Source organism: Pseudomonas sp. SO81, assembly GCF_030374125.1.
GTDB lineage: Bacteria > Pseudomonadota > Gammaproteobacteria > Pseudomonadales > Pseudomonadaceae > Aquipseudomonas.
In genome coordinates this window covers 1,962,189-1,983,991 of the sequence record NZ_CP126126.1, presented here as the reverse complement: position 1 = coordinate 1,983,991, position 21,803 = coordinate 1,962,189, and the positions used below count along the sequence as shown (strand labels likewise).

The window sequence follows — 21,803 nt, the reverse complement described above, 5'->3', positions numbered from 1 at the left end:
GTCGTTTTTGTAGTTTTACTACATTTCGATGGCGCCTGTGGAGTCCGGGACACATTCTTTAGTAGTAAAACTACAGTTTCAGGAAGGGCAGTGGCGCCTGGGATAGATCGGGTCTGACTGCCCGTCCCCAAGGATAGACCATGAGTTTGCCGCCACTGGCCGCCCTGCCGACCACCCTGTTGCCCCTCGCCGAACGCGCTGCCGCGCTGCTGCCTTCCGACTGGTCGGGCGAGCGCGCGGAGGCGCTGCAGCGGGTCTGCGCGCTCAGCGATTTCGTGCATGAACAGGCCGTGCGTGCCCCCGAACTGCTGGCCGAGTTGGGCGCCAGTGGCGAACTGGAGCGGCGCCTGCAGGGCGGCGAGCTGCGCGCCCAGCTGCAGGCAGCGCTGGTCGACTGCGCCGACGAGGACGAACTGGGCCGGCGCCTGCGGCGCTTCCGCAACCGCCAGCAGGTGCGCATCATCTGGCGCGACCTGACCCGCCAGGCCGACCTGGCCGAGACCTGCCGCGATCTCTCCGACCTGGCCGATGCCAGCATCGATGGCGCCTACGAGTGGCTGTTCCCACGCCACTGCGAGCAGTTCGGCACGCCGATGGGTCGGCGCTCGGGCCAGGTGCAGCACATGGTCATCCTGGGCATGGGCAAGCTCGGCGCCCACGAACTCAATCTGTCCTCGGACATCGACCTGATCTTCGGCTACCCGGAAGGCGGCGAGACCGAGGGGGTGAAGCGCTCGCTGGACAATCAGGAGTTCTTTATCCGCCTCGGACAGAGACTCATAAAGGCGCTGGATGCGATCACCGTCGAGGGCTTCGTGTTCCGCGTCGACATGCGCCTGCGGCCGTATGGCTCGGCCGGCGCGCTGGTGCTCAGCTTCAATGCCCTGGAGCAGTACTACCAGGACCAGGGCCGCGACTGGGAGCGCTACGCCATGATCAAGGCGCGAGTGGTCGGTGGCGATCAGGCCGCCGGCAAGCAGCTGCTGGAGATGCTGCGGCCCTTCGTCTATCGGCGCTATCTGGACTTCTCGGCCATCGAGGCGCTGCGTTCCATGAAGCAGCTGATCCAGCAGGAAGTGCGGCGCAAGGGCATGAGCGACAACGTCAAGCTCGGCTCCGGCGGCATCCGCGAGGTGGAGTTCATCGCCCAGGCCTTCCAGCTGATCCACGGCGGCCGCGACCTCAGCCTGCAGCAGCGGCCGCTGCTCAAGGTGCTGGCGACCCTGGAGGGGCAGGGCTATCTGCCGCCGCCGATTATCGCCGAGATGAAGGAAGGCTACGAATTCCTGCGTTATACCGAGCATGCCCTGCAGGCCATCGGCGACCGCCAGACGCAGATGCTGCCGGACAACGACATCGACCGCGCGCGGGTGGCCTGCATCATGGGCTGCGACTCCTGGGCGCAGTTCCTGGAGCGCCTGGCGCAGTGGCGCGGGCGCATCGAGTGGCACTTCCGCCAGGTCATCGCCGACCCGGACGAGGACGAGGGTGGCGAGGCCGAGACCTGCGTCGGCGGCGAGTGGCTGCCACTGTGGGAGGACGCGCTGGACGAGGAAATGGCCGGCCGCCAGCTGGCCGAGGCAGGCTTCAGCGAACCCGCCGCCGCGCTCAAACGCCTGATCGACCTGCGCAGCGGCAGCCAGGTGCGCACCATGCAGCGCCTCGGTCGCGAGCGCCTGGATGCCTTTATCCCGCGCCTGCTGGCGCAGACCGTCGAGCACGCCAATCCGGACCTGGTGCTGGAGCGCGTGCTGCCGCTGATCGAGGCGGTGGCGCGGCGTTCCGCCTACCTGGTGCTGCTCACCGAGAACCCGCTGGCGCTCAAGCGCCTGCTGACCCTGTGCGCGGCCAGCCCGTGGATCGCCGAACAGATTACCCGCTTCCCGCTGCTGCTCGATGAACTGCTCAACGAGGGCCGCCTGTTCAAGCCACCACTGGCGCCGGAGCTGGCCGCCGAGCTTCGCGAGCGGCTGACGCGGATTCCCGAGGACGACCTGGAGCAGCAGATGGAGGCCCTGCGCCACTTCAAGCTGGCCCACGGCCTGCGCGTGGCCGCCTCGGAAATCGCCGGCACCCTGCCGCTGATGAAGGTCAGCGACTACCTGACCTGGCTGGCCGAGGCCGTCCTCGACCAGGTGCTGGCCCTGGCCTGGCGCCAGACCGTGGCCAAGTACGGCAACCCGCGCCGCGCCGACGGCAGCCTGTGTGATCCGGATTTCATCATCGTCGGCTACGGCAAGGTCGGCGGCCTGGAGTTCGGCCACGGCTCGGACCTGGACCTGGTGTTCATCCATGACGGCGACTCCCAGGCCGAGACCGATGGTGCCAAGCCCATCGACGGCGCGCAGTTCTTCGCCCGCCTGGGCCAGCGCATCATCCACCTGCTGACCACTCAGACCACCTCCGGCCAGCTGTACGACGTCGATATGCGCCTGCGCCCTTCGGGGGCGGCGGGCCTGCTGGTCAGCTCCCTCGGCGCCTTCCAGCGCTACCAGGAAAACGAGGCCTGGACCTGGGAGCACCAGGCCCTGGTGCGTGCCCGCGTGCTGGTCGGTTGCGCGCGAGTCGGCGCGGCCTTCGAGCGAGTGCGCGCCGAGGTGCTCGGCCGCGAGCGCGACCTGCCCAAGCTGCAGGCTGAAGTCAGCGAGATGCGCGCCAAGATGCGCGACAACCTGGGCACTCGGGAGACCGCCGCCGGCACCGCGCAAAATGCCTTCGACGCCGCGTCTTCCTTCGATCTGAAGCAGGACGCCGGAGGTATCGTCGATATCGAATTTATGGTGCAATACGCGGCCCTGGCGTGGTCGCGGCAGCACCCCGAGCTGCATCGCTACACCGATAACATCCGCATTCTCGATGGCCTGCGCGACGTGGGATTGATGCCTGCCGCAGACGTCGAACTGTTGCAGGAGGCCTACAAGGCCTACCGCTCCGCCGCCCACCGGCAGGCGTTGCAGAAACAGCCGGGCAAGGTCGGCGGCGACCAGTTCGCCGCCGAACGACGCAGCGTGATGCGCCTGTGGCGCGAGCTGGGCCTGAGCTGACCGACGATTTGAACGAGACGAACACTGAGGAGTGGCAACGATGTCGATGGCCGACCGCGATGGCGTGATCTGGTATGACGGCGAACTGGTGCAGTGGCGCGAAGCGACCACCCACGTGCTGACCCACACCCTGCACTACGGCATGGGCGTGTTCGAGGGCGTACGCGCCTACAACACCCCGCAGGGCACCGCCATCTTCCGCCTGCAGGCGCACACCGACCGCCTGTTCGACTCGGCCCACATCATGGGCATGAAGATCCCCTTCACCAAGGAGGAGATCAACGAGGCCACCCGCGCCGCCGTGCGCGAGAACAACCTGGAAACCGCCTACATCCGCCCGATGGTGTTTTACGGAAGCGAGGCCATGGGCCTGCGCGCCACCGGCCTGAAGGTGCATGTGATAGTCGGTGCCTGGCACTGGGGCGCCTACATGGGCGACGAGGCGCTGCAGAAGGGCATCAAGGTGCGCACCAGCTCCTTCACCCGTCACCACGTCAACATCTCCATGACCCGCGCCAAGGCCAACGGCAACTACATCAACTCGATGCTGGCCCTGCAGGAAGCCATCTCCGGCGGCGCCGACGAGGCCATGCTGCTGGACACCGAAGGCTATGTGGCCGAGGGTTCGGGCGAGAACATCTTCCTGGTCAAGAACGGCGTGGTGTACACCCCGGAAGTGACCTCCTGCCTGAACGGCATCACCCGTGCCACCGTCCTCACCCTGGCCAAGGAGCTGGGCATCGAGGTGGTGGAGAAGCGCATCACCCGCGACGAGGTGTACATCGCCGACGAGGCCTTCTTCACCGGCACCGCCGCGGAAGTCACGCCGATTCGCGAAGTCGATGGCCGCCAGATCGGCATCGGCAGCCGCGGTCCGGTGACCGAGAAGCTGCAGAAGGCCTACTTCGACCTGGTCACCGGCCAGACCAGCGCCCATGCTGAGTGGCGCACACTGGTCAAGTAAGGCCGGTCGCAGGCATTGAAAGATCGTGACCAAAACCTTATCTATTGGTCACGATTGCCCCGTTCCGAGTCGCCTTGGTTCGTTCGGGGCATACGAAAAGAGATAACAGGGCAGTGACTGGGGAGGCGAGAGCCTCCCTGCTCATTTCCGGAGTCGTGATGAGAATACTGATCGTGGGCCCGAGCTGGGTCGGTGACATGGTGATGGCGCAGACGCTGTTCGTCTGCCTCAAGCAACGCCACCCCGGCTGCGAGATCGACGTGCTGGCACCCGAGTGGAGCCGGCCGATCCTCGAGCGCATGCCCGAAGTGCGCGCGGCGCTGAGCTTCCCGCTCGGCCACGGCGTGCTGGATATCGCCACTCGCCGCAAGATCGGCAAGTCCCTGGCCGGCCAGTACGACCAGGCGATCCTGCTGCCCAATTCGCTCAAGTCCGCCCTGGTACCCTTCTTCGCCGATATCCCCAAGCGCACCGGCTGGAAGGGCGAGATGCGCTACGGCCTGCTCAACGACATCCGCAAGCTGGATAAAGAGCGCCTGCCGCTGATGATCGAGCGCTTCATGGCGCTGGCCTATGAGGATGGTGCGGAGCTGCCCAAGCCCTACCCGCAGCCGCGCCTGGCGATCGACGAAGCCAGCCGCGCCGCCGCCCTGGCCAAGTTCGGCCTGGGCCTGGACCGCCCGGTGCTGGCGCTGTGCCCCGGCGCCGAGTTCGGCGAGGCCAAGCGCTGGCCGGTGGAGCATTACGCCAAGGTCGCCGAGATCAAGATCCGCGCGGGCTGGCAGGTGTGGCTGTTCGGCTCGAAGAACGATCATCCCGGCTGCGAGGACATCCGCAATCGCCTGATTCCCGGCCTGCGCGAGGAGGCGGTCAACCTGGCCGGCGAGACCTCGCTGGCCGAGGCCATCGACCTGATGTCCGCCGCCGGCGCCGTGGTGTCCAACGACTCCGGCCTGATGCACGTGGCTGCCGCGCTCAACCGCCCGCTGGTGGCGGTGTACGGCTCCACCTCGCCGCAGTTCACCCCGCCGCTGGCGGATCAGGTGGAGATCGTGCGCCTGGGTCTGGAGTGCAGTCCGTGCTTCGAGCGCACCTGCCGCTTCGGTCACTACAACTGCCTGCGCGAGCTCAAGCCGCGCCCGGTGCTCGAGGCGCTGGATCGCCTGGTCGCCGATCCGGTCGAGGTGCAATAGCTTGCGGGTACTGCTGATCAAGACGTCCTCGCTCGGCGATGTGATTCACACCCTGCCGGCGCTGACCGACGCGGCGCGGGCGATTCCCGGCATCCAGTTCGATTGGGTGGTGGAGGAGGGCTTTGCCGAGATTCCCGCCTGGCATCCGGCCGTGGCCCAGGTGATCCCGGTGGCCATCCGCCGCTGGCGCAAGCACCTGCTGCAGACCTGGAAGAGCGGCGAGTGGAAGCGCTTCAAGCAGCGCCTGGGCGAGGTCGACTACGACCTGGTGATCGATGCCCAGGGCCTGTTCAAGAGCGCCTTTCTGACCCGCTACGCCAAGGCCCCGGTGGCCGGCCTGGATCGCGATTCGGCGCGCGAGCCGATCGCCTGTCGCTTCTACGACCGCCTGTACGCGGTGGCCAAGGATCAGCACGCCTTGGAACGCACCCGCCAGCTGTTCGCCCAGGCCCTGGGCTACGAGCTGCCGCAGCAGATCGGCGACTACGGTCTGGATCGCGCCGCCATGGCCGATGCTGCTGCGCAGCCCTACCTGCTGTTCCTGCATGGCACTACCTGGGCCAGCAAGCACTGGCCGGAGGCCGACTGGCGCGCCCTGGCCGAACGCATGGCCGCGCAGGGCTGGGCCATCCGCCTGCCCTGGGGCAACGAAGTGGAGCGCGAGCGGGCCCAGCGCATCGTCGCCGGTATCGACAACGCCGCCGTGCTGCCCAAGTTGAACCTGGCCGGGGTGGCCAAGGTGATCGCCGGCGCCACCGCCTGCGTCGCCGTGGACACCGGCCTCGGCCACCTGGCCGCGGCGCTGGATGTGCCGAGCATCTCCCTCTACGGCCCGACCCTGCCGGGCAAGGTCGGCGCCTATGGCCGCGGCCAGGTGCATCTGTGCGCGACCGGCCCCGATGCCGGCCTGGGCGACCGGCGCAAGCCGTGCTTCGACGGGCTCGACGCCCAGCGCGTGGGCGATGCGCTGAACGCCATGCTGCTGGCGCAGCAGGAGGCCGTCTGATGCAGTTGGCCTTCGTGCTCTACAAATATTTCCCCTTCGGCGGCCTGCAGCGCGACTTTATGCGCATCGCCCTGGAGTGCCAGGCGCGTGGCCACGCCATCCGCGTCTATACGCCGATCTGGGAGGGTGAAGTCCCGGCCGGTTTCGATGTGCGGGTGGCGCCGATCAAGGCGCTGTTCAACCACCGTCGCAACGAGAAGTTCAGCGCCTGGCTGGCCGCCGACCTGGCGCGCGATCCGGTGGATCGGGTGGTGGGCTTCAACAAGATGCCGGGGCTGGACGTGTACTACGCCGCCGATGGCTGCTACGAAGACAAGGCGCAGACCCTGCGCGCGCCGATCTACAAGCGCTGGGGCCGCTACAAGCACTTCGCCGACTACGAGCGGGCGGTGTTCGCCCCCGAGTCGAAGACCGAGATCCTGATGATCTCCGAGGTGCAGCAGCCGCTGTTCATCAAGCACTACCGAACCCCGGAGGCGCGCTTCCATCTGCTGCCACCGGGCATCGCCCAGGACCGCCGCGCGCCGGCCAATGCCGCCGAGATCCGCGCCGAGTTCCGCCGCGAGTTCAAGCTGGCGGACGACGACCTGCTGCTGGTGCAGATCGGTTCCGGCTTCAAGACCAAGGGCCTGGACCGCAGCCTCAAGGCCCTGGCCGCCTTGCCGCGCGAGCTGAAGCAGCGCACGCGGCTGATCGCCATCGGCCAGGACGATCCCAAGCCCTTCCTGCTGCAGGTCAAGGCGCTGGGGCTCTCCGACCAGGTGCAGATCCTCAAGGGGCGCAGCGACATTCCGCGCTTCCTGCTCGGCGCCGACCTGCTGGTCCACCCGGCCTACAACGAGAATACCGGCACTGTGCTGCTGGAGGCGGTGGTCTCCGGTTTGCCGGTGCTGGTCAGCGAGGTGTGCGGCTACGCTCACTACATCGCCGAGGCCGACGCCGGGCGTGTGGTGCCTGCGCCTTTCGCGCAGGACAGCTTCAACCGCCTGCTGGCCGAGATGCTGGGTGATGACGCGGCGCGCGCCAAGTGGGGCGCCAATGGCCTGGCCTTCGCTGCCAGCGCCGACCTGTATTCCATGCCGCAGCGCGCGGCCGATGTGATCCTGGCGGAGCGCGCATGAAACTAATCCTCGCCGAGCCGTTCCAGTCGCTGTGGGCCGGGCGCGACGCCTTCGCCGCCGTGGAGGCTTTGCAGGGCAAGGTCTACCGCGAGCTGGAAGGGCGCCGCACCCTGCGTACCGAGGTCGACGGGCGCGGTTACTTCGTCAAGATCCACCGCGGCATCGGCTGGGGCGAGATCGTCAAGAACCTTCTCACCGCCAAGCTGCCGGTGCTCGGCGCCGGCCAGGAATGGGCGGCCATCCAGCGTCTCACCGAGGCCGGCGTGCCGACCATGACCGCAGTGGCCTACGGCGAACGCGGCAGCAACCCGGCGGCGCAGCATTCGTTCATCGTCACCGAGGAACTGGCGCCGACCACCGATCTGGAGCAGCTGACCCTGAACTGGGTGCAGCAGCCGCCCGAGCCGCGTCTGAAGCGCGCGCTGATCGCCGAGGTGGCGAAGATGACCGGCAGCATGCACCGCGCCGGGGTCAACCACCGCGACTGCTACATCTGCCACTTCCTGCTGCACACCGACAAGCCGGTCACCGCGGACGGCTTCCGTCTGTCGCTGATCGATCTGCATCGCGCCCAGGTGCGCGGCGCCACGCCGACTCGCTGGCGCAACAAGGACCTGGCCGGCCTGTATTTCTCCGCCCTCAACATCGGCCTGACCCGCCGCGACAAGTTGCGTTTCCTCAAGGCCTACTTCCAGCGCCCCCTGCGCGACATCCTGCGCGACGAGGCGGCGCTGCTGGCCTGGCTGGAGCGCAAGGCGGACCGTCTGCTGGCGCGCTACGCCCGCAAATACGCGCCGGGAGCCCAGGGATGAGCGAATGGCGGCTGAATGCCGAACTGCCCGCGCCACTGGCGGCCGAGCTGGCCAGCCTGGAGCGAGTGTTTGCCCTGGAGGGCAAGCGCCTGACCCGCGATCCGCTGTCGGAAGTGATCCTGATCGAGCGCGATGGCGTGCGTTACTACGTCAAGCGCTACTGGGGCGCCGGCAAGGGCCTGCGCCGCTACCTGGGGCGGCCGCGGGTCAAGGCCGAGTGGCAGAACCTCAAGCACTTCGCCAAGTGGGGCATTCCCACCGCGCCCATCGTCGCCTATGGCCTGGAGCGCAAGGGCGGCGCCTTCCTGCGCGGCGCGCTGATCACCCGCGAGCTGGAAAACACCCAGGACATGGCGCTGCTGGCCAAGCGCCGCGACGAGCGCCTGCGCGATCCGCAGTGGGTGGACGGCGTCAGCCGCCAGCTGGCGACGGCGACCCGGGCGCTGCACGACCACCACTTCGCCCACAACGACCTGAAGTGGCGCAACGTGCTGGTCAACGACCGCGCCGAGCTGTTCCTCATTGATTGCCCGACCGGCACCTTCTGGTGGGGGCCGTTCCTGCGCTACCGCATCGTCAAGGACCTGGCCTGCCTGGACAAGGTCGCCAGCCAGGTGCTGTCACGCAGCCAGCGCCTGCGTTTCTTCCTGCAGTATCGCGGCCGCGAGCGCCTGAGCGCCGGGGACAAGCGGCGGGTGAGAGAGATAGTGAAATTCTTCGAGGGCAGGGAATGAGCGACTTTATCGCCGCCGAGGATCGCGCGATCCTCGAACGCCACGGACTGGCCGATTTTGATGCGCTTTGGGCGCTCAAGCTGGAGGCGGTGGACGAGCCCAACACCGAGCGTGGTGGCTGGAGTAGCGTCTATCGCCTGGACCTGGGCGAGGCGGCCTACTACCTCAAGCGCCAGAGCAATCACCTGACCCGTACCCTGGCCCGTCCGTTCGGCGAGCCCACCTTCGCCCGCGAGTTTCGCAATATCCAGCGCTATGACGGCCTGGGCATCCCCGCGCTGCAGGCGGCCTTCTTTGGCGAGCGCCGCCTGCCTGGCGAACGCCGCGCGATCCTGCTGACCCGCGCCCTGGATGGCTGGCAGGATCTCGAACAGTGGCTGCAGCGCTGGCCGCAGCTGTCGGCGACCCAGCGCGGCGCCATCCTGCAGGCCTGCGGCGAGCTGGCCGGGCGCCTGCACGCTGCCGGACAGGTGCATGGCTGCTTCTATCCCAAGCACATTTTTCTGCGCGAACAGGGCGCCGGCTTCGCCGCACAGCTGATCGACCTGGAGAAGACCCGGCCGCTGCTGTTCGGCCGCCGCGACCGGATCAAGGATCTGGAGCCGCTGCTGCGCCGCGCCGGCGCCTGGAGCGAGGCCGAGGTGCGCCAGCTGCTGGCCGCCTACCTCGGCAACGAGGCGGATCTCGAGCCTTGGCGCCAGCGCCTCGGCGCGCGCCGGCGGCACAAGGAAGCGCGCTGATGCGGCTCGCCGAGCTGGCCTCGTCCGGCCGCACGCCGGCCCTGCCGCTGACGTTGCAGCTGGCCGGCGACGAACTGGTGGTCGAGCGCCTGCTGCGGGTGTTGCCGGGGCAGCGCTATGTCGGCCTGGCCCGCTGGCAAGGCCGCGCGGTGCTGGCCAAGTTGCTGGTGGGAGCCAAGGCCGAACGTCATTTCCAGCGTGAGCTGACCGGCGCGGGTCTGCTCGCCGAACAGGGCCTGACCACGCCGCAGCTGCTGGCCCAGGGCTTCGCGGCGGAGCAGGGCGGCTGGCTGCTGTTCGACTACCTGGACGGCGCCGAGAGCCTGTGGGGTGCCTGGCGCGCCGTGGAGAACGAACCGCTGCTGTCCGACGCCCAGCAAACGGTGCTCGGCGAGGCGCTGGCCGCTATCGGCCAGCTGCACGCCAAGGGGCTGTGGCAGTCGGACCTGCATCTGGACAACCTGCTGCGCCAGCACGGGCAGCTGTACCTGATCGATGGCGGCGGTGTGCAGGCCGAAACGGCCGGCCGGCCGCTGTCGCGGGCGCGGGTGCTGGCCAATCTCGGGGTGTTCTTCGCCCAGCTGCCGGCGGAGCTGGAGCCCTTCACCGAAGAGCTGCTGGTGCACTACCTGCTGGTCAATGCCGAGCATGCCCTGCCTCTGGAAGCGCTGCTCGATGAGGTGGCCAAGGTGCGCCAGTGGCGCCTGCGCGACTACCTGAAGAAGGTCGCCCGCGACTGCAGCCTGTTCGCCGCGCAGATCGGCGCCTTCGGCCTGCGCGTGGTCCGCCGCGAGCGGGTCGAGCAATTGCAGGGCCTGCTGGCTGATCCGGATGCGGCCATCGTCCGGGGTCAGGCGCTGAAGAACGGCGGCAGCGCCACGGTGGCGCTGGTGCAGGCCGAGGGCGGGCCGCTGGTGGTCAAGCGCTACAACATCAAGAACTGGCGGCACTGGCTCAAGCGCTTCTGGCGGCCGAGCCGGGCCTGGCACAGCTGGGTCGAGGGCAATCGCCTGGAGCTGCTCGGTATCGCCACGCCGCGCCCGCTGGCGGTGCTCGAGCGGCGCTGGTGCTGGCTGCGTGCCCAGGCCTACCTGGTGACCGCGCATTGCGCCGGCGAAGACCTGCTCGTGCGCTTCGCGCCCTATGTCGACAGCACGCCGCCGGAGGCCGAGCTGCAGGCCCTGGACCGGCTGTTCGCCGCCCTGCTGCGCGAGCGCATCAGCCATGGGGATCTCAAGGGCACCAATCTGTTCTGGGACGACGGGCGCTGGAGCCTGATCGACTTGGATGCCATGCAGCAGCACCAGGGCCAGGCCGGTTTCGCCCGCGCCTATGCCCGTGACCGGGCGCGCTTCCTGCGCAACTGGCCGCAGGATTCGGCCCTGTATCTCCTGCTCGACCAGCGCCTGCCGCGGCTCTAGAGGCCTCGGCGAGCGGACCGCATGGTCAGCTTCCCGGCGGAATACCCTAGGCCGGGTGCAGCGGCTATAATCCCCCGCTTTGTTTGGGCGAGCGCATGCTCGCCTTCCACCCTTCCGTGGCGGCCCGCCCGCCCGCAGCTGCAAGAGGCTTTCCCGTGGCATTGACCATTCTCGGCCTGTCCGGCGCACTCAGCCATGACCCGTCCGCCGCCCTGTACATCGACGGCAAGTTGATCGCGGCGGTCGAGGAAGAGCGCTTCGTGCGCGACAAGCATGCAAAGAACCGCATGCCCTACGAGTCCGCCAAGTTCTGCCTGGAACAGGCCGGGATCAAGCCCTCCGAGGTTGACGTGGTGGCCATTCCCTTCGCCCCCATCAGCCTGTTCGGCAAGGCCCGCTGGCACTACGCCAAGCGCTACTGGTATGCCCCGGACCGCTCGCTCGACGCGATCCTGATGGGCAACCGCCGCTACAAGCGTTACCACAAGAAGATCCAGTGGTGCCTGGAGCAGCTGGGCTTCGACCTGAAGAAGGTCAAGATCGAGCCGGTCGAGCACCACCTGGCCCACGCCGCCAGCGCCTACCACTGCTCGGGCTTCAAGGAAAAAACCGCGATCCTCGGCATCGACGGCAAGGGTGAGTACGCCACCACCTTCTTCGGCTACGGCGAGAACGGCAAGATCCACAAGATCAAGGAGTTCTACGATCCGGACTCCCTCGGCGGCCTGTACGGCGCGATCACCGAGTTCCTCGGCTTCGAGATGCTCGACGGCGAGTTCAAGGTCATGGGCATGGCGCCCTATGGCGACGCCGCCAAGTATGACTTCTCGCGCCTGGCCAAGTTCGAGAACGGCGAGCTGACCATCAACACCGACTACGCCAACGTCATCGGCTTCCGCCGCTACAAGGAAAACGGCAAGGGCTACTACTTCTCGCCCAAGCTGATCGAGTGGCTGGGGCCGAAGCGCCAGGGCGACATCGCCGACGACCCGTACATCCACTACGCCGCCAGCATGCAGGCCCTGTTCGAGAAGCTGGCACTGGAGATGATGGAGTACTACCTCGGCGACATCCTCAAGGAAACCGGCAAGATCGCCTTCGCCGGCGGCTGCGCGCTGAACGTCAAGCTGAACCAGAAGATCATCGCCCGCGACGACGTGAAGGAGCTGTTCGTGCAGCCCGCCTCGGGCGACGCCGGTACCTCGGTCGGCGCCGCCGCCTACGTCTCGCACCAGCGCGGCGTGCCGGTGGAGAAGATGGAGCACGTCTACCTCGGCCCGTCCTACTCCAACGAGGACGTGATCGCCGCCTGTGCCCGCCACCCGAACAAGCCGGTATTCAAGCAGATCGACAACGTCGAACAACGCATCGCCAAGATCATGGTCGACGCCAACCCCGTGGCCTGGTTCCAGGGTCGCATGGAGTTCGGTCCGCGCGCCCTCGGCGGCCGTTCGATCATCGGCTGCCCGAGCGTGCCGGGCGTGGCCGACCGCATCAACGAGCAGATCAAGTTCCGCGAGCGCTGGAGACCCTTCTGCCCGTCGATGCTCGACACCGTGGCCGCACAGATGCTCAAGGTCGACCACCCGAGTCCGTTCATGACCTTCACCTTCGAGGTCAACGAGGAGTGGAAGAACCGCGTCGGCGAAGTGGTGCACGAGGACGGTACCTCGCGCGCCCAGGTGCTGGAGCGCCAGTACAACCCGCGCTGGTACGACCTGATGCTGGAGCTGGAAAAGCTCACCGGCAACGGCGTGTCGCTGAACACCTCGCTCAACCGCCGCGGCGAGCCGATGATCTGCTCGCCGACCGACGCGCTGAACATGTTCTATGGCTCCGACCTGCAGTACCTGATCATGCAGGACATCCTGGTGGTCAAGGATGGCAAGGACTGGTATGACAATATCTGAGGGGGCTGGCCGTCGTCTGGCTGAGCGAGCTAGCGCAGGGCTAGGCGAGGGGCGCCGAGGAAGCGGAGTTTACTGTGGTAAATGAGCATGGCTCGCGGAGCTCGCCCCTTCGGGGCCGCACTGAAGTGCGTCAGCAGCAAGCTGCTTCCGAGGCGGCGCTCAACGACGCCCTGCCGACGCACAGCCAACCAGAGCAGTGGGTTCTGCAGTTCTGCCATGGCTATGACGGCCCCTTCCTCGATTGCGCGCGGCAGTACGCCGCGCTGTTTGCCGGTACGCCGTACAAGGTCTGCACCGTCTATCTGACCGGTGCGCCGAGCCGCGGGGTGGAGCAGGGCTCCGCCTCCGACGAAGTGATCTTTCTCGATTTCTCCAGTCGCCAGGTGCGCGGCCTCAAGCTCGCCGCCATTCGCGAGTTGCGGCGCATCGCGGCCTCGCGCGAATTCAAGCTGTGCATCGCCCATCGCTTCAAGCCCATCTACGTGGCGCTGCTGGCCACCGCACTGCCGGTGATCGGCGTGCACCACGCCTTTGGCGTCTATGGCCGACTCAGCCGCCGGCTGTTCGTCAATCGCTTCCGTGGGCGCCTGCTCCTGCTCGGGGTGTCCAATGCTGTGCGTGATCAGATGCGTGCGCACCTGGGCAACTGGCCGGACGAGCGCATCGAGACGCTGTACAACCGCATCGATGTCGATGCTGCCCGTGCCGAGCTGGTGTCCCGCGAGGCCGCCCGCGAGCATCTCGGCCTGCCGTTGGATGCCTGGGTGGTCGGCAATGTGGGGCGCCTGCATCCGGACAAGGACCAGGCCACCCTGATCCGCGGCTTCGCCCAGGCCCTGCCGCGGCTGCCGCGCGGCAGCCTGCTGGCGATCATGGGCAGCGGTAGGCTGGAGGCAGCGCTGAAGGCCCTCGCCGCGGAGCTGGGCGTTGCCGATTCCGTGCGTTTCCTCGGTCAGGTGGCCAATGGGCGCCGCTATTTCCGGGCCTTCGATGTCTTCGCCCTGAGCTCCGACCACGAGCCGTTCGGCATGGTTCTGCTGGAAGCCATGGCCGCAGGGGTGCCGGCGATCGGTACCGACTGCGGCGGTGGTCGCGAGGTCATCGAGGGGGTGGGCGGACTGTTCCCGCTCGGCGCGCCGGCCGATCTGGCGGAGGCACTGGTGCGCCAGGCCCAGGTCCAGGATCTGCAGGCCCTGCGCCAGGAAATGCTGGCGCGGCTGCAGCAGTGCTTCTCCGATCAGGCGGTGCGCAAGCGCTTCTGGACATTGCCGCTACTTGCCGAGCTGAACTGAGGACGCCATGACGCAGGATGCCGTCGCCAACCCCTGGGCCGCCAAGGCCAGAGCCCTGGATCGCTATCGCTGGCTGCTGCTGCGCGAGCGTCATGGCCTGGTTGGCAGCGCCCTGCGCTTCGCCCGCGAGGCGCTGAGCGACTGGTGGTTCGGCGTGCGGGCGAAGTCGCGGCTGGCCGAGGCGGAGCCCACTGAGCCCTGCGATTTCCTGTTGCTGCAGTCGTCCCCCAAGGTGATCAAGCTGCAACGCAAGAAACTGCTGATCGAGGCGTTGCGCGCACGCGGCCATCGCCTGATCGAGACCGCGCTGCAGGAGCCCAAGGTTCTCCTGGGCGAACGTCAGCTCAAGCGCCCGCCATTCCCGGTACCGACCCGCTACTTCGGTATCGCCGCGCATGCCGAGTGGCTGGTGGAGCATTATCAGCCGCGGGTGTTGCTCAACGATCGCAACGGCAGCCTGTATTCGCCCTTCCTGCGTCTGGCCCTGAACGCCAGGCAGAGCGTGCTCGTGCACCTGGCCCACGCCACCACCGGTGAAGGCTCGCGGCGCCTGGGGATGAACGACTATGACTATTACTTCCTGTTCGGCCAGAGCTCGCTGGATGCCTTGCAGGCGCGCGAGCTGCGTTTCGGCACCTCGACGGCGGTGCTGGCCGGCTCGCACATGATCGACAAGGCCTTCGACCTGCCGCCGGCCGATCCGGCGCGGCGGGTGATGCTGGTGCTGGGCGTCGGTCCGGACAAGGAGAAGGAAGCCGGCTATCAGCGCACCTATGCCCTGTTGCGGGACTGGGCGGCGCGCAATCCCGAATACCAGATGCTGATCAAGGCCCATCCGCGCAGCCAGGTACCGTTCTGGCAGGAGGCGGCCGGCGCGCTTGGCAATGTCAGCGTGCTGCCTCGCCAGTGCAGCCTGGCCGAAGCCCTGGAGCGCGCCTCGATCGTAGTTAATATCATGTCCAATGCGGTGATCGAGGCGGGGTTGGCTCGGCGACCGGTGTTACCGGTCAATCTGAGCGAGGATGCCGATATCTTCGACCAGCAGCGATTTTTCGGTGACATGATCAGGGCCTCCGAGGCACTGAGCAAGCGGCTCGAATCGCTCGAGGGCGATTACGCGTCGGCGGTGAAGCAATCCACAGCGTTCGGCCATTTCCATCTCGCGCACGGGTGCGATGGGCTCGACATGAATCTGCAGATTCTCGAATGCCTGTTGCGGGAAGAGAAGATCCCGGGGCAGGTGGAATTGCACAGTCTGTCTGCCACCGCCTGAATGTTTACCGTATTTTATCGCCGCCGGCGGATGGCCGGCCCGGACTTCCTGTCGTGGATATGACAATGACCCAGTTCTTATTCTTCTCCCTGGCCAAGCACCAGCGCATCTATTTCCAGCGCCTGCTTGACGAGACCGAGCTGCAAGGCAAGGTTGTCGCGCCGCGGAACATGCCTTGGCCACATCCGTGGCAGTGGGCACGCGTGGCGGGGCGTATCGATTGGGCGCACCTGGTCGAGGAGAAGTGCCAGGAGCGACGGGTCAAGCGCAAGTATCAGGGCAGTTTGTACCGGCTGTTGCTGCGGCTCGAGCTGGCTTTCATGGCGCTGCGCGCCGAGGCGCTGCTGAGTCGTGAGCGCCCCGCCAATTTGGTCATGTGGAACGGCTCGCATCGTTATTGCCAGCTGTTGCGGGCATTGCTGCCAGAGGGTTGCGGTACCTTCTTCGTCGAGAATGGCCTGCTGCCGGATACCACGACTCTCGATCCGCGCGGGGTCAACTATTTCAACTCCGTACCGCGTGACGCCGCCTTCTACCGGGCCTACGCCGAGCGTCAGCAGGGTACCGACCTGCAGCAGGCCGTGACGTTGATTCCGCGCAAGCCTCGCGTGGAAGGGCGGGTGGCGATCGCGCTGCCCGAGCGCTTCGTGTTCATTCCGTTTCAGGATGATCGCGATACGCAGGTGCGCCTATTCTCGCCCTGGATCGGCAACATGCGTGAGTTGTTCGCCCTCGGTGAGCGGGTCGCCGCCGAGACCGGTTGGACCGTGGTGTTCAAGGAGCATCCGTCGAGCCGCGAGTCATACCCGGAGCTGCATCAGCGCACGCACGAGCGGTTGCTGTTCGCCAATGGCAATCCCACTCAGGAATTGATCGAGGCGAGCGAGTTTGTGATAACCATTAACTCGACCGTGGGGCTGGAGAGCTTGCTGCTCGGCAAGCCGTTACTGACGCTGGGTCAGGCGTTCTTCAACGTGGAAGGTGTGGTCATGCATGCCGACTCGGCGGGTGAGATGGTGCGGATCGTCAAGGCATATCCGCAGTGGCCGGTGGATGAGGCGCTGCGCCGGAGCTTTCTGCATTATCTGCGACATGAATATTGTGTGCCTGGACGCTGGCAAGATTCCAGTGCAGACCATCTGATGGAAGTTGCTCGGCGAATGGGCGCGTAAAGCAGGAAGGTGTTGGTTGAACGTCAGAGACAAGTTGTACCCCTTCTTTCAGTACTGGCTCGCGCTCGGGTTGTTCCTGCAGTTGGCCGGGCTGTGCTTCATTACCGACGGCAGCCGCTACACGGCGATCGGTAATCTGATGTTGTTTCTGCCAGCCTTGCTGGCGGTCGTGCTGCTGTGGCCGCGCCTCGATAGCTGGCAGCGCCCGTTGCATGCAGTGCTGCTAGCGCTGCTCGGCTGGGTGTTGATCGTCGCGCTGTTGAACCCAGGTAGCGATGGCAGTGCGTTGCGTTGGTTGCGCGTGACCCTCTATACCTGGCTGTATCTGCAGGCCATCAGCTTGGTGATGCAGGACCGCCGGATTTGGCAGCGATTGCTGGTGGCCGTCGTCCTGGTGGCAGGCCTGTTTGCCTGGGGCAGTCTGGTGCAGGCACTGTATATCGAGCAGCGTGGGCTGGAGTATCGCGCGTTCCGCCTGTTCGCCTGGCATCGCAATGGGCTGGCCGACTTCGGCAATCCGATCGTTTCCGCCCTGTACTTCGGTGTGACTGCACTGTTGGCGGCGCATCTGAGCGTCAAAGTGTCGGGGATCCTGCGCTGGCTGTGTCTATTCGCGCTGATAGGCATGCTGACCTACCAGTATTTCACCTACTCGCGTGGAGTATGGATAAGCGTGCTCGCGGGTCTAGCAACCCTAAGCTGGTTTCTGCTGAGTTGGCGCCTGCTGGGTATTGCCATCGCTGTGGCTGTGCCGCTATTGGTGCTGATGCTGTTCCTGCTGAATAGTGCCGGTGGTTTGGAATTGAGCTACCGCGATGTCATTTTCAAACGCTGGCTCGCGCAGATGGACACTTTTTGGCTATGGGGAACTGGCGCGGGCGCCGAGGCCAAGATCTGCGTCGAGGCTGCCGGTCGCTGCTTCAACCAGGCACATAGTCTCTACCTGCAATTCTTCTTCGAGTATGGACTGCCGGGGCTTTTGCTCCTGCTGACGCTGGTCGTTCTGGTATTGCATAAGGGCTGGGCCCGCAGGCTGCAGGACGACATGGTGCCTCTGGGGCTGGCGTTGATGGTCTTCACGCTGGTGGCCTCGATCGCCAACTTCTATGTGATTTTCCTGCGGCCGGGAGTCTTCTGGATAGTTTTCTGGTTGCCCGTAGGTATTTTGCTGGCTATATCGGCGCTCCCGCGCCGCGCTGTCCACTTGACTTCGCCAGGAGCACCGCGATGAGCCTGTTTGCCGATCTCCAGCTGCTCAAGCGTTACTGGTCCATCGAGATCCTTGGTAGTGCGGAGCGGCGCTTTTCCTGGCGGCGTGTCCGGCAGAAATGCAAACGCAGCAACCGCTACGCATACGTGTTCTGGTATCGCGTGGCCTATGTGATGCACTCCAGCAAAAGCGATTTCTGGCGCCGCCGGGCCAAGTTGTTCAACGAGCGCCTGAGTCGTCGCTACAACGTAGAAATCATGCTGGGGGCCGAGGTCGGCGAGGGGTTGTGGATAGGCCATCCGACGGGAATCGTCATTAGTGGCTACTCCGTAATCGGCAAGAATTTCAAGGTGTGGCAAAACTGCACGGTAGGGATCAAGGGTGGGGATGGCGAGAAGTGCATTCGCATCGGTGACAACGTGAAGCTCGCTGCCCACTCCTGCATCATCGGTGACGACATCCAGATTGGGGACAACGTCAGCATCGGCGCCATGTCTTTCGTAAACAAAAATTTGCCTGACAACAGCGTCTATTTCACCCGCAAAACCGGCGAGATATTCCCGCAGTAAAGTTGAACGATGCAGGGTTGAGGCGGGCAACAAAGGAATTGTTGGTCAACCAACCGTGTATATGTACCAGTTTCATGGAGCAGAAGTACCGCGCTCGCGCGGTAAGCTAGGGAGGGCTTGTTGCCAGGGCAATCGTTTTGGACATTGCGGGGTCGCTATACGGGTGACCTATTCGTCATTGCATCCGGCCACGGCCAAGGACCTTCCGCTGCAGCGCTACGCCGGCTATCCGATGCTGGCGCTCAACGGCTCCATCCGCTGCCTGGTCGCAGCGGCTATCGCGCCGCTTTTCTACCTGTGCGATGACAGCTTCGTGCGCAATCGTCTGCCGCTGCTGATGCAGGCTGTACATTCAGCGCAGCATTTGGCGCTCAGTCCCAGAGTCATTGAGGCCTTACTTAAACAAGCCGCACGCGTTGCGCGAGGCGTCGGTGTTCCGCTTCGAGCGGGTCAATCGCGACGTGGCGGGGCGCGAAATCATGGATGACCGGCAGTTTGCCTGGCAGGCCCAGCGTGACCCTGATCTGGAGTGCGGATTTTCCTGGTTGCGCCAGAAACCCAATCGGATCGGCTTCAGCCGCAATCTGGAAAAGGGCTATTTCAGCAGTCGCACCGTGCCTTATGCTGGGATCCAACTGGCGTATCACCTTGGCTTCAGCAGGGTATTTCTGGTCGGGATGGATTTCGACTCGAGCTTACGAGCAGGGTAGCGAGGCGGCACCCAGTCGCCTGGATGAGGATTACATTCAGCCGTGCTTCGAAATGATGGCGGAGCGCGTCATCAGCCGGAATTTCCAAGTCTTCAATCTGTCTGCGGAAAGTCGGCTGCCGGCGAGTGTGGTACCCAAGCTAAACCTCGCTCAGTTGGATGCCTTGCTTGCCGCTCCATACGCCTCCAGGAGCTCATCCAAGGGGAAGTTCTCTACCTTGCGGCGCTGCAGATAGCTCTGCAGGTGGCGGAAATTGCGGCGTACCAATAGGCGCCCCAGTGGGGCGCGCTTGAAGCGAATGTCCAGGAAGTCGATCAGGCCATAGCCGCCATCCGGTGTGCGCAGGACGTTACCGAGATGCAACGAGCGGAAGTAGATGCCGAGCTGGTGCAGCTTGAGGATGTAGGCGGCCAGCTCGGGCAGCTGGGCCATGAAAGTCTCGCGGGACTCGCGGAACTGGCCATCCAGGGGCGTGCCGGCCAGCGGCGCATACAGGCAGGCGCTCACGGCCCGCTTCTTGTCCACCCAGAACGGCTCTTCGATTCGCGGTGTCTGGATGCCCATCTGCTGCAGACGCGTGGCGCGCTCCGCGAAGCGCCTGGCATCGGGGCGCAGCCTGGCCAGGAACGGATGGCGCCGGCTGCGGAAGATCTTCAGCAGAAGGCCGCTCTCCAGAGCCACTACCTTGGGGCCCTTGGCATCCTTCTCGAGCACCTTGCCGCTGGCTAGCCAGCTTTCCAGTTCCTGCGCTGTTACAATCCGCATCTCGTTCCTCTAGCCAGTCTATGGTGCCTTTCCGCATGGCCAATTCTACCCGGCAATCCAGCCTGAAGGTTTACCTGCGATTGCTGAAATACGTGGTGCCCTACTGGGGGCTGTTCGCCATCAGTATTCTGGGCTTCCTGATCTTCGCCTCCACGCAGCCCATGCTGGGCTACATGCTCAAGTTCTTCGTAGACGGGCTGAGCAACCCGGATGCTGGCTTCTTCGCCACGGTTCCCTACCTTAAAGACTACGCCTGGCTTGCCGAGCTCAAGCTGCTGCAGGCGGTGCCGCTGTTGATCGTGCTGATCGCGGTTTGGCAGGGCCTAGGGTCCTATCTAGGCAACTACTTTCTGGCCAGGGTCTCCATGGGGCTGGTGCAGGACCTGCGCATCGCCCTGTTCAACAACCTGCTCACGTTGCCCAACCGATACTTCGACAATCACAACTCCGGCCATCTGATCTCCCGCATCACCTACAACGTGACCATGGTGACGGGCGCCGCCACCGACGCGATCAAGGTGGTCGTGCGTGAGGGGATGACGGTGTTGTTCCTGTTCGCCAGCCTGCTGTGGATGAACTGGAAGCTGACCATGGTGATGCTGGCCATTCTTCCCGTCATAGGCCTGATGGTCAGCAGCGCCAGCAAGAAATTTCGCAAGCAGAGCAAGAAGATCCAGGTAGCCATGGGCGATGTGACCCATGTGGCTGCCGAGACCATCCATGGTTACCGCGTAGTGCGCAGCTTTGGTGGCGAAAACTACGAGCAGGAACGCTTCAAGGCGGCCAGCGAGGCCAACAAGGATAAGCAGCTGCGCATGGTCAAGACCAGCGCGGTCTACACCCCCAGCCTGCAGCTGGTGATCTACAGCGCCATGGCCGTGCTGATGTTCCTGGTTTTGCTGCTGCGCGGCGATTCTTCCACCGGTGATCTGGTGGCCTACATCACGCTGGCCGGCCTGTTGCCCAAGCCGATCCGCCAGTTGTCCGAGGTCAGCACCACCATTCAGAAGGGCGTGGCAGGCGCCGAGAGCATCTTCGAGCAGCTCGACGAGGAGCCCGAGGTCGATCACGGCACTCAGGAACGCGAGCGCGTCAGTGGCCGCCTGGAGGTGCGCAACCTGAGCTTCCAGTATCCGGGGGCGGAAAAGCCGGTGCTGCGCGACATATCCTTCGTCGCCGAGCCGGGCCAGATGATCGCCCTGGTCGGCCGCTCCGGCAGCGGCAAGTCGACCCTGGCCAGCCTGATCCCGCGCTTTTATCACCATGAGCAGGGGCAGATTCTGATCGATGGTCTGGATGTCGAGGAATATCGCCTGCGCAATCTGCGCCAGCACATCGCCCTGGTCACCCAGCACGTCACCCTGTTCAACGACAGCGTGACCAACAACATCGCCTACGGCGATCTCGCGGGCGCACCGCTCGAGCAGGTGCGCCAGGCGGCCGAGGCGGCCTATGCGTCCGAGTTCATCGACAAGCTCCCGCAGGGCTTCGATACCCTGGTCGGCGAGAACGGCGTGCTGCTCTCCGGCGGCCAGCGTCAGCGCCTGGCCATCGCCCGCGCGCTGTTGAAGAACGCTCCGCTGCTGATTCTCGACGAGGCCACCTCGGCGCTGGATACTGAGTCCGAGCGCCACATCCAGGCCGCCCTGGATCAGGTGATGAAGGGCCGTACCACGCTGGTGATCGCCCATCGCCTGACCACCATCGAGAAGGCCGACCTGATCCTGGTGATGGACCAGGGCGAGATCGTCGAGCGCGGCAGCCACGCCGAGTTGCTGGCGCAGAACGGTTACTACGCCCGCCTGCATGCCAAGCAGTTCGAAGATGGCGGCGAGCAGCCGCTGGAGCAGGAATCAGTGTAAGTGCG

Annotated in this window: 18 protein-coding genes; 17 read left to right on the top strand and 1 reads right to left on the bottom strand. The window is 65.4% G+C overall.

Annotated elements, in window-relative coordinates:
* Positions 1–140 precede the first annotated feature (140 nt).
* The 16 genes from glnE to OH686_RS09415 all read left to right on the top strand — a co-directional run bounded on the left by glnE (position 141) and on the right by OH686_RS09415 (position 19,171).
* Positions 141–3,044 carry a bifunctional [glutamate--ammonia ligase]-adenylyl-L-tyrosine phosphorylase/[glutamate--ammonia-ligase] adenylyltransferase gene (gene glnE, locus OH686_RS09490; RefSeq protein WP_289538064.1) on the top strand — a complete coding sequence of 968 codons (2,904 nt, stop codon included), beginning with the start codon at positions 141–143 and terminating at the stop codon, positions 3,042–3,044.
* 40 nt (positions 3,045–3,084) lie between these two features.
* Positions 3,085–4,008: a branched-chain amino acid transaminase gene (locus OH686_RS09485; RefSeq protein WP_137975112.1), complete on the top strand. Its 924-nt coding sequence runs from the start codon at positions 3,085–3,087 to the stop codon at positions 4,006–4,008.
* 158 nt (positions 4,009–4,166) lie between these two features.
* On the top strand, positions 4,167–5,201 hold the full coding sequence (gene waaF / locus OH686_RS09480; RefSeq protein WP_289538062.1) for a lipopolysaccharide heptosyltransferase II: 1,035 nt from the start codon (positions 4,167–4,169) through the stop codon (positions 5,199–5,201).
* 1 nt (position 5,202) lies between these two features.
* A complete protein-coding gene (waaC, locus tag OH686_RS09475) occupies positions 5,203–6,207 on the top strand; it encodes a lipopolysaccharide heptosyltransferase I (protein ID WP_289538060.1) in 1,005 nt (334 codons plus the stop codon).
* Positions 6,207–7,328 carry a glycosyltransferase family 4 protein gene (locus tag OH686_RS09470; RefSeq protein WP_289538058.1) on the top strand — a complete coding sequence of 374 codons (1,122 nt, stop codon included), beginning with the start codon at positions 6,207–6,209 and terminating at the stop codon, positions 7,326–7,328. Before waaC ends, OH686_RS09470 begins: the two co-directional genes overlap by 1 nt.
* Positions 7,325–8,140, top strand: coding sequence for a lipopolysaccharide core heptose(I) kinase RfaP (gene rfaP / locus OH686_RS09465; RefSeq protein ID WP_289538056.1), 816 nt, complete (start codon positions 7,325–7,327; stop codon positions 8,138–8,140). The genes OH686_RS09470 and rfaP overlap by 4 nt, the downstream gene beginning before the upstream one ends.
* The gene (locus OH686_RS09460; protein WP_289538055.1) at positions 8,137–8,874 is read left to right on the top strand and encodes a lipopolysaccharide kinase InaA family protein; all 738 of its coding nucleotides are present in this window, start codon (positions 8,137–8,139) and stop codon (positions 8,872–8,874) included. The genes rfaP and OH686_RS09460 overlap by 4 nt, the downstream gene beginning before the upstream one ends.
* The gene (locus OH686_RS09455; RefSeq protein WP_289538054.1) at positions 8,871–9,614 is read left to right on the top strand and encodes a lipopolysaccharide kinase InaA family protein; all 744 of its coding nucleotides are present in this window, start codon (positions 8,871–8,873) and stop codon (positions 9,612–9,614) included. The genes OH686_RS09460 and OH686_RS09455 overlap by 4 nt, the downstream gene beginning before the upstream one ends.
* On the top strand, positions 9,614–11,035 hold the full coding sequence (locus OH686_RS09450; protein WP_289538052.1) for a lipopolysaccharide kinase InaA family protein: 1,422 nt from the start codon (positions 9,614–9,616) through the stop codon (positions 11,033–11,035). The genes OH686_RS09455 and OH686_RS09450 overlap by 1 nt, the downstream gene beginning before the upstream one ends.
* Before the next feature lie 155 nt (positions 11,036–11,190).
* The gene (locus tag OH686_RS09445; protein ID WP_289538050.1) at positions 11,191–12,945 is read left to right on the top strand and encodes a carbamoyltransferase family protein; all 1,755 of its coding nucleotides are present in this window, start codon (positions 11,191–11,193) and stop codon (positions 12,943–12,945) included.
* A 170-nt stretch (positions 12,946–13,115) separates the two neighbouring features.
* Positions 13,116–14,237: a glycosyltransferase gene (locus OH686_RS09440; RefSeq protein WP_289538910.1), complete on the top strand. Its 1,122-nt coding sequence runs from the start codon at positions 13,116–13,118 to the stop codon at positions 14,235–14,237.
* A 7-nt stretch (positions 14,238–14,244) separates the two neighbouring features.
* Complete coding sequence (locus tag OH686_RS09435; RefSeq protein WP_289538048.1) at positions 14,245–15,510, top strand: capsule biosynthesis protein; 1,266 nt, start codon at positions 14,245–14,247, stop codon at positions 15,508–15,510.
* A gap of 65 nt (positions 15,511–15,575) precedes the next feature.
* Positions 15,576–16,682 carry a capsular polysaccharide export protein, LipB/KpsS family gene (locus tag OH686_RS09430; protein ID WP_289538046.1) on the top strand — a complete coding sequence of 369 codons (1,107 nt, stop codon included), beginning with the start codon at positions 15,576–15,578 and terminating at the stop codon, positions 16,680–16,682.
* 16 nt (positions 16,683–16,698) lie between these two features.
* Entirely contained in the window at positions 16,699–17,913 is a 1,215-nt protein-coding gene (locus tag OH686_RS09425; protein ID WP_289538044.1) for an O-antigen ligase family protein, read from the top strand.
* A complete protein-coding gene (locus tag OH686_RS09420) occupies positions 17,910–18,461 on the top strand; it encodes a serine acetyltransferase (RefSeq protein WP_289538042.1) in 552 nt (183 codons plus the stop codon). The genes OH686_RS09425 and OH686_RS09420 overlap by 4 nt, the downstream gene beginning before the upstream one ends.
* Before the next feature lie 431 nt (positions 18,462–18,892).
* Positions 18,893–19,171, top strand: coding sequence for a WaaZ-like lipopolysaccharide core biosynthesis protein (locus OH686_RS09415; RefSeq protein ID WP_289538040.1), 279 nt, complete (start codon positions 18,893–18,895; stop codon positions 19,169–19,171).
* A gap of 150 nt (positions 19,172–19,321) precedes the next feature.
* On the opposite strand, the gene OH686_RS09410 is transcribed toward OH686_RS09415, so the two are convergent.
* Positions 19,322–19,936: a BUD32 family EKC/KEOPS complex subunit gene (locus tag OH686_RS09410; RefSeq protein WP_289538038.1), complete on the bottom strand. Its 615-nt coding sequence runs from the start codon at positions 19,934–19,936 to the stop codon at positions 19,322–19,324.
* A gap of 35 nt (positions 19,937–19,971) precedes the next feature.
* Between OH686_RS09410 and msbA the strand changes: the two genes are divergently transcribed.
* Entirely contained in the window at positions 19,972–21,798 is a 1,827-nt protein-coding gene (msbA, locus tag OH686_RS09405; RefSeq protein WP_289538036.1) for a lipid A export permease/ATP-binding protein MsbA, read from the top strand.
* The last annotated feature ends 5 nt before the right edge of the window (positions 21,799–21,803 follow it).

Bases quoted from the DNA above. Each gene is read 5' to 3' on its own strand.
- glnE (WP_289538064.1), top strand. From the start codon at position 141: ATGAGTTTGCCGCCACTGGCCGCCCTGCCGACCACCCTGTTGCCCCTC.
- OH686_RS09485 (WP_137975112.1), top strand. From the start codon at position 3,085: ATGTCGATGGCCGACCGCGATGGCGTGATCTGGTATGACGGCGAACTG.
- waaF (WP_289538062.1), top strand. From the start codon at position 4,167: ATGAGAATACTGATCGTGGGCCCGAGCTGGGTCGGTGACATGGTGATG.
- OH686_RS09470 (WP_289538058.1), top strand. From the start codon at position 6,207: ATGCAGTTGGCCTTCGTGCTCTACAAATATTTCCCCTTCGGCGGCCTG.
- rfaP (WP_289538056.1), top strand. From the start codon at position 7,325: ATGAAACTAATCCTCGCCGAGCCGTTCCAGTCGCTGTGGGCCGGGCGC.
- OH686_RS09460 (WP_289538055.1), top strand. From the start codon at position 8,137: ATGAGCGAATGGCGGCTGAATGCCGAACTGCCCGCGCCACTGGCGGCC.
- OH686_RS09455 (WP_289538054.1), top strand. From the start codon at position 8,871: ATGAGCGACTTTATCGCCGCCGAGGATCGCGCGATCCTCGAACGCCAC.
- OH686_RS09450 (WP_289538052.1), top strand. From the start codon at position 9,614: ATGCGGCTCGCCGAGCTGGCCTCGTCCGGCCGCACGCCGGCCCTGCCG.
- OH686_RS09435 (WP_289538048.1), top strand. From the start codon at position 14,245: ATGACGCAGGATGCCGTCGCCAACCCCTGGGCCGCCAAGGCCAGAGCC.
- OH686_RS09430 (WP_289538046.1), top strand. From the start codon at position 15,576: ATGACCCAGTTCTTATTCTTCTCCCTGGCCAAGCACCAGCGCATCTAT.
- OH686_RS09420 (WP_289538042.1), top strand. From the start codon at position 17,910: ATGAGCCTGTTTGCCGATCTCCAGCTGCTCAAGCGTTACTGGTCCATC.
- OH686_RS09410 (WP_289538038.1), bottom strand. From the start codon at position 19,936: ATGCGGATTGTAACAGCGCAGGAACTGGAAAGCTGGCTAGCCAGCGGC.
- msbA (WP_289538036.1), top strand. From the start codon at position 19,972: ATGGCCAATTCTACCCGGCAATCCAGCCTGAAGGTTTACCTGCGATTG.